We start from the raw sequence: 12,454 nt of genomic DNA on the forward strand, positions 1-12,454 counted from the left end.
GGGGCACCGGTGAACGACCGATACGACGCGGGACACGGCGACGCAGGGGACGACCCGTACGGGCTCGTGGGCTACGACGAGTACGGCCGGCCCGTCTACCGCCAGGCCGGCCCCCAGGCACCGGGCCGGCCCGCCCAGGAGGCCCCGCAGCAGCCGTACGACCCGTACCGTCAGCAGGACCAGTACGGACAGGACCAGTACGGGCAGGACCACGGGCAGCAGCAGGGCCACGGCGGCGGTTACGGCTACGACCCGTACGCCACCGGCGGCCCGCAGCAGGCCCCGCAGCCGTACGACCCCTACGGGGCCGGGACGGGTACCGGGCAGCAGCCGCAGACGTCCTCCTACGACCCCTACGGGACCCAGGGCGGCTACGACACCTCCCAGGGCGCCGGGACGACCACCCCGTACGACTCCTACGGCGATTCGTACGGCGCCCCCCACGGCGACTCCCACGGGCAGACCGCGCAGGGCGGCACCGGGCAGCAGCCCCGGGCCGGGCAGACCGCGCACATCCCGCAGCAGCCCGGCCCGGCCGACGACACGACCGGCCCCCACGGCCCCCACGGCCCCCACGGCCACGACGACCGTGAGGACCACCCGGCCACCGACTCCGAGGTGCCCGAACGGGAGTACCGCACGGAGCAGTTCGCCTTCGTCGAGGAACCGGACGACGACTCCGAGGACGTCATCGACTGGCTGCAGTTCACCGAGAACCGCACCGAGCGCCGCGAGGAGGCCAAGCGCCGCGCCCGCAGCCGGATCGTCGCCCTGGTCGTGGTCCTCGCCCTGGTCGCCGGCGGCGGCGTCGGCTACCTCTGGTACGCCGGGAAGCTCCCCGGCCTCTCCGGCTCCGGCGCCGGCACGGGCAGCACGACGGCCGCGGGCGCCCAGAAGCGGGACGTCATCGTCGTCCACCTGCACGACACCAAGGAGGGCGGCACCGCCACCGCCCTGCTCGTCGACAACACCACCACCAAGCAGGGCAGCACCGTCCTGCTGCCCAACTCCCTCGCCCTCTCCGCCGACGACGGCACCACCACCACGCTCGCCAAGTCGGTCGAGGACGACGGCTCCGGCGGTACCCGGAGCGCCCTCGACACGGTCCTCGGCACCGACATCGAGGGCACCTGGCGGCTGGACACGCCCTACCTGCAGAACCTCGTCGACCTGGTCGGCAACATCGACATCGACACCGACGCCGACGTGCCCGACCCGGACGCCGAGAAGAAGGGCGAGGCCCCCCTCGTCAAGAAGGGGAAGAGCCAGACCCTCACCGGGAAGATGGCCGTCGCCTACGCCACCCACCGCGCCTCCGGCGAGGCACAGAACGCCCAGCTGGAGCGGTTCGGGCAGGTCATGCAGGGCGTACTGCGGAAGATGACGTCCGACGCGGGCGCCGCGACGACCACCATCCAGACCCTGGGGCAGATCATCGAGCCGCCCCTGACCGACAAGGACCTCGGCTCCTTCCTCGCCCGGCTCGCCGACCTGGCCAAGGGCGGTGACCACAGCACCGCGCTGCTGCCGGTCGAGGAGGACGGCACACTCACGGCGGAGACGGGCGACAGCGTGGTCGAGGAGGTGCTCGGCGGCACCGCGAAGAGCCCCGACAAGGACGCCGCCGTCAGTGTCTCGGTGCGCAACGCCACCGGCGTCGAGGACAACACCGAGAAGGCCCGGGTCGTCCTCCTCAACGGCGGCTTCACCTTCCTGAAGGGCGGTACGGCCGCCGCGGCGGCGTCCTCCGAGGTCGTCTACGCGGACGACGCCGACAAGGAGAACGCCTCCGAGGTCGCCAAGACCCTCGGACTGCCCACCGGGTCCGTCACCCAGGGCGAGGTCTCCGGGAACGCCAGGGTCTCGGTGGTCCTGGGCCAGGACTACGAGCCGGGCACCTGACCGGACCGCGGCACGGCACCGGCCGGGACACCCCGCACGGAGCACCCCCGGCCGGGGGTGCTCCGGAACGCGTGGGGCGCGCCCGGCGGTCCGTGAGACCCTTGAAGGCAAACGACCGCCGAGCGAAAGCCTTGTAGTGACCGCAACCGACCGTTCCATCGAGCTCGTCCAGGCCGCCGCCCAGGCCGCGGCCGACAAGCTCGCGCACGACATCGTCGCCTACGACGTCAGTGACGTGCTGTCCATCACCGACGCCTTCCTGCTGGCCTCCGCGCCCAACGACCGTCAGGTCAAGTCGATCGTCGACGAGATCGAGGAGCGGCTCAGCAAGGAGCTCGACGCCAAGCCGGTCCGCCGCGAGGGCGACCGCGAGGCCCGCTGGGTGCTCCTTGACTACGTCGACATCGTCGTCCACGTCCAGCACAGCGAGGAGCGCGTCTTCTACGCCCTCGAGCGGCTGTGGAAGGACTGCCCCGAGCTGGAGCTGCCCGAGGACGCCGTGGCCACCCGCGGCAAGGCCGCCGAGCACGCCCGGCAGAAGGAGGCCGAGGAGGCCGCGGAGCCGGGTGGTGGGTGGCGGTGAGCCCCACCGGTGAGGTGTCCGGCCCCGGCGGAGGCCGGGGCCGCCGCGTCATCCTGTGGCGGCACGGCCAGACCTCCTGGAACGTGGAGCGCCGCTTCCAGGGCAGCACCGACGTGGAACTGACCGACACCGGCGTCGCCCAGGCCCGCCGGGCCGCCCGCCTCCTGGCCGGCCTCAAGCCCGACGCGATCATCGCCTCCGACCTGAAGCGGGCCGCGCACACCGCCGCGGAACTCGCCGCGCTCACCGGTCTGGAGCCGGTCCACGACGAGGCCCTGCGGGAGACCTACGCGGGCGTCTGGCAGGGCCTGACGCACGACGAGATCATCGCCAGGCACGGCGACGAGTACACCGCCTGGAAGCGCGGCGAGCCGGTGCGCAGGGGCGGTGGCGAACTGGAGACCGAGGTCGCCGACCGCGCCGCTCCGGTGGTGCTCCGGCACCTCGACAAACTCCCGGACGACGGCACGCTCGTGGTGGTCAGCCACGGCGGCACGATCCGCACCACCATCGGCCGGCTGATCGGGCTCGACCCGCGCAGCTGGGAGAGCCTCGGAGGGCTCACCAACTGCTGCTGGTCCGTCCTCGGCGAGGGCGCCCGTGGCTGGCGGCTGCTCGAGCACAACGCCGGCACCCTGCCGGAACCGGTGCTCGGCGACGACGACTGACCTCCCCCCGGCCGCGGTCCGGGGCCCGGTCCGGGGCCGGATTTCACTTTCCGGCAGGCCGCAGGCTAAAGTTCTTCTTGTTCGCCCGCCGAGCGGGAAGAACACTCGGGGCTATAGCTCAGTTGGTAGAGCGCCTGCATGGCATGCAGGAGGTCAGGAGTTCAATTCTCCTTAGCTCCACACGTCACATGACGAAGAGCCCGTCCTCACCGCGAGGGCGGGTTTTTCGTTGTTCCCGGTTGAGCAGGAAGCGGTCGGCAGGCGTATGCCTCCACGAGGTGGCCAGGCCGTGTCCCTACCGGTACCCCGGCGTCGCTGACCGTACTGGTCCGGCCGTGGCAGAATCAAACGACCGGAAGGGGGCGCGGCCCGACGGGAGGGAGTTGTTGATGCCTGCGAGCATCCACGGGGAGGTCGACCACCTCTTCGGCGGGGTGTTGACACGACGGACCTCTGCCCGCTTCCGCTGCTCCGCGTGTACGGCCTGCGGCCGCAGCCGGAGCTGAGCGATGGGTGCACACAGGCGAAGGTGCGACTGGTGCGGCAGCGGGACTCCGATCGTGCGGGACATGGAGCCGGTCAATCCCGACTACCAGTACTGGTGCGCGGAGTGCGCGCAGGCGCTGATCATAAAAGGCGACCCGATCGAGACGTACCGCGAGCTCGAAGGCGAACCGATCTACGGCCGGCTCCTCGAGGAGCACTGCACGCTCAAGCGTTTCTATTCGTTCGTGACCGCGTGACAATGCGGGCGGAACCGGGCGGAACGGAATCGATGTGGTGTGGGGCCCGGAAGACCGTGTAATGTTGGCGTCGCCGCCGGGGCAACCGGGCGGGATGTGACCTGGGGCTATAGCTCAGTTGGTAGAGCGCCTGCATGGCATGCAGGAGGTCAGGAGTTCAATTCTCCTTAGCTCCACAGCAGTAGAGGGCGGATCATCCGATCGGATGGTCCGCCCTCTGCGTGTGGTCGGGTGTGCGGCCGCGTGGTTCGTGCGGCCGTGCGGGCCGCCCGGAGGGCGGCCCGCACGAAGCGGTGTCAGCGGCCCAGCGCGCGCCGGCCGCGGCCCTGGGAGAGGACCGGCAGATTGCGGGAGGGCGCCTTGGACTGCGCCCCCTCCTCGACGCGCAGGGCCAGCGCCGGGCAGCGGCGCACCGCGCGCATCGCCTTGGCCTCCGCGTGGCGCGGCACCTGTGCCTGGGCGACGGTCGGGAAGCCGTCCGCGCCGAGCTGGAAGACCTCCGGAAGGATGTCCGCGCACAGGCCGTGTCCCCGGCACAGCGTCCAGTCGACGAAGATCTTCTGGCGGCTGGGGCCGTTCTCCTCCCCGCCGCCCGGGATGCCCGTAGGGGCCCTGCCCCCCTCGAAGAGCGGCAGCACGCCCTCAACGGGGCGCCCGCAGCCGTTGCCCAGGACATGGGCGGCGAGATCGTCGGTAAACGCCTTGACGGTCGATTCCAGGAACATCGCGGAGCCGTCCGGGTGCGAACACGCGCCCCGCCGCTTCACGTTCTTGGCGACCTGCTTGACCGCCTCCAGAGCGGCCGGGCCGCCCCCGTTGAGGATGTCCTCCAGGCCGCGTGCGGCGGCCGGCAGCCCCAGGTAGCAGGGGCCGCACTGGCCGGCGCTCTCCTCGGCCAGCCACTTCGCCACCATCAGGGACTCACCCAGCGGACAGGTGTCCTGACTGATCGGCAGGATCGCGCCCGCGCCGAGCGCGCCGCCCACCGCGTCCAGGGAGTTGCGGGAGACGATCGCCTCGTTGACGGTCGCCGCGTCGATCCACTTGCCGTGGTAGCCGCCGGTGAGCACACCCTGCGGCATCGGCGGAGCACCGGCGAGCTGCAGGACGTAGCGCAGCGGCACGCCCGTCGGGACCTCGATCACCATGGGGCGGGCGACCGCCCCGGAGACCGTGAGCATGACGGTGCCCGGCTCGTCGTACAGGCCGGTGTTGCAGTAGCGCTCCGGGCCGATGCGGGCGGCGATGGCGAGCTGCGCGAAGGTCTCGGCGTTGGAGAGCAGGGTGGGTGCGCCGCCCACGCCGTTCTTCGAGGCGCTGACCTTGCGGCCCGGCGGGACCGCGGGGCCACCGTCGATGGAGCGGATCAGCGAGGCCGCGGCGCCCGTGACCATGCGCACCGGGTTGAGCTGCACGCGGGCGCGCAGTGCGGACCGGCGCCCGTTGCTCAGGCCGCGTTCGGCGAGCGCGGCCTCCATGGAGCGCTTGGTGGACTCCCGGGTGACCCCCACCACGAGCGTGCGGGCCCCCATGGCCTCGGCGCACAGCAGCGCGCCGTCCAGGATGAGGTGCGGGGCACGGTTGATCATCACCGTGTCCTTGCGGCAGGCCGGTTCGTCCTCGCTGCCGTTGACGACGACGACCGGCCGGACGCCGCGTTTGATCGCCGTCTCGGCGACCGAACGCAGCTTCTTGTGGAAGGGGAAGCCGGCGCCGCCGCGTCCCCTGAGGTTGATGCGTTCAGCGAGTTGGGCGAGCTGTTCGCCGCCCATGGGCTCGAGCGGCCCGTGCACCTTGAGGTGCATGGGCAGATCGAGCCGCTCGACAAGGTCGAAGCCCGACGTGAGCTGGGGAAGCCCGACGACGCGGACTTCGGGTACGTCGGGCAGAGCCTCGTTCACTTGAAGCCTCCGGAAGGCGTGTTCCAAGGTTCGCCCGATCCCGGTGCGTCGAAGTCGTACGACGCACCGGGAGATGGATCAGTGGCGGGACCGCTGTTGTACGTGTCACTCGGGTTGTACGTGGTGTAGAGGCCGTTCGACTCACCGGTGTCGTACACATCACTCGAGCCGTAGCCGGAGGCGGCCGAATTGTCGTAGGTCGGGATGTTGTATCCGGTGTCCTGGAGCGGGTCGTAGGCCGACGGCGGGGCCTCGCCGACCGGTGGCGGGGAGGGGACGGGCCAGCTGCCCGAGGTGCTGGAGGGGCCGTCCACGGTGGGGACCGCCTGGGTGGGCTGCATGTCCGGGGGCAGTTCCATGCGGGCGGTCCGGTCGGGCTGGAGGGGCTGGAGGGGTTGCTGCGGCTGGGACGGGGCGGAGACCGCGCGGTAGGCGGCCGCGAAGCCGTTCGTCGGGTCCGGGGCCGGCGGTGCGAGGCGTTCGGCGGTCTCGTACAGCGGCCCGAAGGCCGGTTCGGGACGCTCGGAACGGGACCGGGAGTCCCGTCTGCCGCCGCCCTCGTACCCGGGAAGCGACGCCTCGGCGGCGCGGGCCCGGCTCTCGTCCAGCCTGTCGCGGCCCGGCTGCTCGGCGGTGCCGAGCAGGGCGGTGACCCGGTCGGCGACCTTGCGCCTGACCCGCGGCGGGGAGGCGCGCAGGGCGAGGGCCGTCATGACGCCGAGCAGGGACAGGCCGTAGAGGACCAGGAAGACCGGTTTCGCCGCTCGACCCGCGTAGAGCCCGTGCACGAGCGCCGCGCACCAGGCCGGGTAGGCCAGCATGTGCATGGCGCGCCAGCGGGCCGCGACGGGGGCCGGCGAGGCGAAGCGGTTGCGCAGCACGCCGGTGACACCGACGAAGATCATCAGCATTCCGGCCAGGGTGCCCAGGCCGATCAGGAAGGACCTGCCGAGGGCTGCCTCGTCGTCGGTGAGGGCCAGGCCGAAGGGGATCACCGCGGCGATCCAGGTGGTGTGGTCCAGGGCCAGTTTGATGCCGATGTGCACCAGCAGGAAGACGATCGAGGCGACCGCGGTCGTCCGGTGCACCGCCTGCGCCAGGATGCGCTGGCGCGGACCGAGCAGGATCCGGTCCTGGGCCACGAGTCCCCAGATCACCGAGCAGCTCAGGCAGACGAGCGACAGGACGCCCACGCCGAAGTTGAGGAACTCGGCGAACCAGTCGTCCGCCGTGCTGTCGTCCGGCCTCACGCCCTGCCTCCTCGTGTCACGACGGAAGGCGCGGGAAGGAGCACGACGGAATGCGGGTACGGCCGACCGGCAGCCGGCCGACCCTGAGCGGGAGGCGGGCTGCTGTCTGGACGAGGGGTCATGGGGGAACTCCGAACGTTCGGGAGAAGCGGTCCCATGCCGCACTCTAAACCTCGCCGTACCGGGGAGTACGAGGTTTGAGTTATTGCGCTGTTATCAAAAGACGATCCGGCTGTCGTGATGCCCCTTAGGGGTCGTTACGCGAAGTAATTTTTGACCGGAATTCAGGGATGGTGGTCCGCCGTGGCGGGGCGCAGCGCGTCGCGGCGCGCTCCGGGCCTGCGGTACCCTGGCGCCATGCGTGCCGTACGCCTTCTGCTTAGCGAGCCGCGCTGATCAGTCCCGACCACGGTCGAAGAGCGAACCGAGTGGCCGGAATCGGCGCGGCGTCCCCTCCTGTGCGAGGGGATTTTTCATTTCCGAATGTCGCAGCAGCCGTGGGCGCAGACGATCGATGGAGCTTTGAGGATCATGAGCGAGACGAACCCCGCGGTCACCCCCGAAGTGGCCGCGCCGCACCGCTACACGGCCGCCCTGGCGGCCGAGATCGAGGCACGCTGGCAGGACTTCTGGGACGCCGAGGGCACGTACGACGCACCCAATCCGAGCGGCGACCTGGCGGGCGCCCCGGAGACGGTGGCCCGGCCCAAGAAGTTCATCATGGACATGTTCCCCTACCCGTCGGGTGCGGGACTGCACGTCGGTCACCCCCTGGGGTACATCGCCACCGACGTCTCCGCCCGGTTCCAGCGCATGACCGGCCACAACGTCCTGCACACCCTGGGCTTCGACGCCTTCGGCCTGCCCGCCGAACAGTACGCCGTGCAGACCGGCACGCACCCGCGCGTGTCCACCGAGGCCAACATCGAGAACATGAAGGCCCAGTTGCGCCGGCTGGGCCTGGGCCACGACCGGCGCCGGTCGTTCGCCACGATCGACCCGGACTACTACAAGTGGACCCAGTGGATCTTCCTGCAGATCTTCAACTCCTGGTACGACGACGAGGCCGGCCGGGCCCGGCCCATCACCGAGCTGATCGCCGGGTTCGAGTCCGGTGAGCGCCCCGTACCCGGCCACACGCGCGCGTGGAGCGAGCTGAGCGGGCCCGAGCGCGCCGACGTCCTGGGCGGCTTCCGGCTGGCCTACGCCTCCGACGCGCCGGTCAACTGGTGCCCCGGGCTGGGCACCGTACTGGCCAACGAGGAGGTCACCGCCGACGGCCGCTCCGAGCGCGGCAACTTCCCGGTCTTCAAGGCGAAGCTGCGCCAGTGGAACATGCGCATCACCGCCTACGCCGACCGGCTGCTGTCGGACCTGGACGCCCTGGACTGGCCCGAGGCCATCAAGCTGCAGCAGCGCAACTGGATCGGCCGCTCCGAGGGCGCCCGCGTCGACTTCCCCGTGGACGGCGAGAACATCACGGTCTTCACCACCCGCCCCGACACCCTGTTCGGCGCGACCTACATGGTGCTGGCGCCCGAGCACCCGCTGGTCGAGAAGTTCACCCCGGCCGCCTGGCCCGAGGGCACCCACGACGTGTGGACCGGCGGTCACGCCACCCCGGCCGAGGCCGTCGCCGCGTACCGCGCGCAGGCCGCGTCCAAGTCCGACGTGGAGCGGCAGGCCGAGGCCAAGGACAAGACCGGCGTCTTCATCGGCACGTACGCGACCAACCCGGTCAACGGCGAGCAGGTGCCCGTCTTCATCGCCGACTACGTCCTGATGGGCTACGGCACCGGCGCGATCATGGCCGTACCGGCCGGCGACCAGCGCGACTTCGAGTTCGCGCGCGCCTTCGAACTGCCGATCCGCTGCATCGTCGAGCCGACCGACGGCCGCGGCACCGACACCTCCACCTGGGAGGACGCCTTCTCCTCCTACGAGGCGAGGATCATCAACTCGTCGAACGACGAGGTGAACCTGGACGGCCTGGGCGTCGCCGAGGCCAAGGCGCGCATCACCGAGTGGCTGGAGCGCCGGGGCATCGGCGAGGGCACCGTCAACTTCCGGCTGCGCGACTGGCTGTTCAGCAGGCAGCGCTACTGGGGCGAGCCCTTCCCGATCGTCTACGACGAGGACGGCACCGCCCACGCCCTGCCCGAGTCGATGCTGCCGCTGGAACTGCCCGAGGTCGACGACTACTCCCCGCGCACCTTCGACCCGGACGACGCCGACACCCGGCCCGAGACGCCGCTGTCGCGCAACGAGGACTGGGTCGACGTCACCCTGGACCTGGGTGACGGCCGCGGCCCGCGCGCCTACCGGCGCGAGACCAACACCATGCCCAACTGGGCCGGGTCCTGCTGGTACGAGCTGCGCTACCTGGACCCGCACAACAGCGAGAAGCTGGTCGACCCGCAGATCGAGCAGTACTGGATGGGCCCGCGCGAGGGCATGCCGCACGGTGGCGTCGACCTGTACGTGGGCGGCGCCGAGCACGCCGTACTGCACCTGCTGTACGCGCGCTTCTGGTCGAAGGTGCTGTACGACCTGGGGCACGTGTCGTCGGCGGAGCCGTTCCACAAGCTGTTCAACCAGGGCATGATCCAGGCCTACGTCTACCGTGACAGCCGCGGCATCGCGGTCCCGGCCGCCGAGGTGGAGGAGCACGAGGGTGCCTACCACCACCAGGGCGAGAAGGTCTCCCGGCTGCTGGGCAAGATGGGCAAGTCCCTGAAGAACGCGGTCACTCCGGACGAGATCTGCGCCGAGTACGGGGCCGACACACTGCGCCTGTACGAGATGGCGATGGGCCCCCTGGACGTGTCGCGGCCGTGGGACACCCGCGCGGTGGTCGGCCAGTTCCGGCTGCTGCAGCGGCTGTGGCGCAACATCGTCGACGAGAACACCGGCGAGGTGACCGTCGTCGACACCCCGGACGCCGACATCGACGTGGCCACCCTGCGGGCCCTGCACAAGGCGATCGACGGGGTGCGCCAGGACCTGGAGGGGATGCGCTTCAACACCGCCATCGCCAAGGTCACCGAGCTGAACAACCACCTGACGAAGACGGGGGGACCGGTCCCGCGCTCGGTCGCCGAACGTCTGGTGCTGCTGGTGGCGCCGCTGGCCCCGCACATCGCCGAGGAGCTGTGGCGCACGCTGGGCCACACCGACTCGGTCGTCCACCGGGACTTCCCGGTCGCCGATCCGGCGTACGTCGTCGACGAGACCGTCACCTGCGTGGTCCAGATCAAGGGCAAGGTGAAGGCCCGGCTGGAGGTCTCGCCGTCCATCTCCGAGGCGGAACTGGAGAAGGCCGCGCTGGCCGACGAGAAGGTCGTCGCCGCGCTGGGCGGGGCCGGGATCCGCAAGGTGATCGTGCGGGCGCCGAAGCTGGTGAACATCGTTCCGGCGTGACGGCGTGACGGCGTGACGGCGTAGGGCCGGCGCTGGTCGGGCCGCGGACTGTGGGCTGCGGACTGCGGGCCGCTGGTTCGGGGTAGTCCCCTACGGGCAGGTTCGGGGTTCTTCCGGAACTCCGGACCTGCCCGTTGCGTTTACCGTTGAAGAACGGCGTGGTGTGTGTGACGGGTGGCCCCAGGGCCTGGAGGAGGAGTCTCGTGGAAGCAGTGATCGCAGTACTGGCCCTGCTCTTCGTGCTCTTCGTCACGCTGGGCGTGTACGCCACGGTGAAGGCCGTCGGCGCCGCCAGGCGCAGCGCGGACCGTCACATCACCCAGGCCCGCCGCACGGTCGAGGACCACACGCTGAAGGTCAAGTCCTTCGCCCAGCCCGGCCCGGCCGGCGAGATCGCCCAACTCAGACTGAAGCTGCGGACGTCCATGCGCGCCACTCAGGACGCGCTGCAGTCCGGCGCGTCGGAGGACCAGTCCCTCAAGGAGTCCCTCGGCCTCTTCGAGCGGCTCAGCGCACACGGGCACGAACTGGACGCCGAGCTGAGGCGCCTGGAGTCCGAACCGGACCGTGGCACCCTCGCCGGGCGTCTGCCCGAGCTGCGCGAGCGGACCCACCGCATCGCGCGGTCGGCGGACTCCCTGCGCTGGGCGGCCCGTGACCGCGCCCGCCACTTCGCGGAGGACGATCTCGACTCGCTCAGTACCCAGATCGACGTGGAGACCGGCGCCCTGCGGCACTGGACGACCACCGACCCGCAGTCCGCGCCCGCCTCCGCGCCCGCCTCCGGGCCCGCCCACGGCGCCCCGGCGGCCGACCGGACCGGGCCGGAGGCGTCGCGGTCCGAGGCCGTGCGGGAGCCCGCGCCCGAGCCGGCGCAGCCCTCGATCGCACCGGCCGCGCCCCGTCCCACGTATCCCTGGCAGAAGAAGCCCCGGCCCGAGAGCACCACGTGACCGGGCGCACCGTCCTGACGCGGTGATCCGGCCACGGCCGCGTCCGGCTCGCCGGGCCGAGCTGCCCGGGGGACGGTCCGCCAGGTAACCTCCAGCTCATGTCCCGCCATGTCGCCATCGTCACCGATTCAACGGCCTACCTCCCGGCCCGGACGATGGAGCGGCACGGCATCACGGCGGTCCCCCTGACCGTGGTCCTCGGCGACCGCGCGCTCGAAGAGGGCACCGAGATCTCCACCCGCTCCCTCGCCCAGGCTCTCCAGAAGCGGCGGCCGGTGACGACGTCCCGGCCCGGCCCCGAGGTCTTCGCCGCCACCTACCGCCGGGCCGCCGAGGCCGGCGCCACCGGCATCGTCTCCCTCCACCTTTCCGCCGAACTCTCCGGCACCTACGACGCGGCGGTCGTCGCGGCCCGCGAGGCGCCGGTGCCGGTACGGGTGGTGGACACCGGCATGATCGCCATGGCGCTCGGATTCTGCGCGCTCGCGGCGGCCGGGGCCGCGGAGACGGGCGGCACCGTCGACGACGCCGTCACGGCCGCGGAGAAACGGGCAGCGGGCACCGCCGCCTACTTCTATGTCGACACCCTGGACTACCTGCGCCGGGGCGGACGCATCGGGGCCGCGCAGGCCCTGCTGGGGTCGGCGCTCGCCGTGAAGCCGCTGCTCCAGCTGGCCGACGGCCGCATCGAACCCCTGGAGAAGGTGCGCACGGCGTCGAAGGCCATCGCCCGCCTGGAGGAGATCGCGGCCGGGCGGGCGGGCGACGCCGAGGTCGACATCGCCGTCCACCATCTCGCCGCCCCGGAGCGTGCCTCGGCTCTCGCGGACCGGCTGAAGGCGCGGGTGCCCGGACTGACCGAGCTGCACGTCAGCGAGGTCGGCGCGGTGATCGGGGCACACACGGGGCCGGGCCTGCTGGGGGTCGTGGTCTCGGCCCGATGAGGCGGTGGCGGGGCCGCGCCGGAGCCGTACCGGGGCCGTACAGGTGACGGAGTTGTCCACAACCGGGAAGTGATCCACGGGAATCGGGCA

Annotated in this window: 9 protein-coding genes and 2 tRNA genes; 9 read left to right on the forward strand and 2 right to left on the reverse strand. The window is 71.5% G+C overall.

Annotated features, from left to right (window positions below; translation table 11 throughout):
* Positions 1-9: 9 nt before the first annotated feature.
* The 6 genes from TU30_RS20495 to TU30_RS20520 all read left to right on the forward strand — a co-directional run bounded on the left by TU30_RS20495 (position 10) and on the right by TU30_RS20520 (position 4,072).
* Positions 10-1,902, forward strand: a complete 1,893-nt coding sequence (locus tag TU30_RS20495; RefSeq protein ID WP_042172030.1) for an LCP family protein — start codon at positions 10-12, stop codon at positions 1,900-1,902.
* Between the two features lie 136 nt (positions 1,903-2,038).
* Positions 2,039-2,485: a ribosome silencing factor gene (rsfS, locus tag TU30_RS20500; protein ID WP_042172032.1), complete on the forward strand. Its 447-nt coding sequence runs from the start codon at positions 2,039-2,041 to the stop codon at positions 2,483-2,485.
* Positions 2,476-3,153: a histidine phosphatase family protein gene (locus TU30_RS20505; protein WP_176726162.1), complete on the forward strand. Its 678-nt coding sequence runs from the start codon at positions 2,476-2,478 to the stop codon at positions 3,151-3,153. Before rsfS ends, TU30_RS20505 begins: the two co-directional genes overlap by 10 nt.
* 107 nt (positions 3,154-3,260) lie before the next feature.
* Positions 3,261-3,333: transfer RNA gene (locus TU30_RS20510), tRNA-Ala, on the forward strand.
* 329 nt (positions 3,334-3,662) lie between these two features.
* Positions 3,663-3,896, forward strand: coding sequence for a hypothetical protein (locus TU30_RS20515; protein ID WP_042172034.1), 234 nt, complete (start codon positions 3,663-3,665; stop codon positions 3,894-3,896).
* 103 nt (positions 3,897-3,999) lie between these two features.
* Positions 4,000-4,072, forward strand: a tRNA-Ala gene (locus TU30_RS20520).
* Positions 4,073-4,192: 120 nt separating this feature from the next.
* Here TU30_RS20520 and TU30_RS20525 read toward each other — a convergent pair.
* Complete coding sequence (locus TU30_RS20525; protein WP_042172036.1) at positions 4,193-5,797, reverse strand: NADH-quinone oxidoreductase subunit NuoF family protein; 1,605 nt, start codon at positions 5,795-5,797, stop codon at positions 4,193-4,195.
* Complete coding sequence (locus TU30_RS20530; RefSeq protein WP_042172037.1) at positions 5,794-7,047, reverse strand: ferric reductase-like transmembrane domain-containing protein; 1,254 nt, start codon at positions 7,045-7,047, stop codon at positions 5,794-5,796. Before TU30_RS20530 ends, TU30_RS20525 begins: the two co-directional genes overlap by 4 nt.
* A gap of 531 nt (positions 7,048-7,578) precedes the next feature.
* On the opposite strand from TU30_RS20530, the gene leuS reads away from it, so the two are divergent.
* The 3 genes from leuS to TU30_RS20545 all read left to right on the forward strand — a co-directional run bounded on the left by leuS (position 7,579) and on the right by TU30_RS20545 (position 12,364).
* Positions 7,579-10,467, forward strand: coding sequence for a leucine--tRNA ligase (gene leuS / locus TU30_RS20535; protein ID WP_042172038.1), 2,889 nt, complete (start codon positions 7,579-7,581; stop codon positions 10,465-10,467).
* 203 nt (positions 10,468-10,670) lie between these two features.
* Positions 10,671-11,420: a hypothetical protein gene (locus tag TU30_RS20540; protein ID WP_042172040.1), complete on the forward strand. Its 750-nt coding sequence runs from the start codon at positions 10,671-10,673 to the stop codon at positions 11,418-11,420.
* A gap of 98 nt (positions 11,421-11,518) precedes the next feature.
* Complete coding sequence (locus tag TU30_RS20545) at positions 11,519-12,364, forward strand: DegV family protein (RefSeq protein WP_042172042.1); 846 nt, start codon at positions 11,519-11,521, stop codon at positions 12,362-12,364.
* The last annotated feature ends 90 nt before the right edge of the window (positions 12,365-12,454 follow it).

This window comes from Streptomyces sp. NBRC 110035 (assembly GCF_000829695.1).
GTDB lineage: Bacteria > Actinomycetota > Actinomycetes > Streptomycetales > Streptomycetaceae > Streptomyces.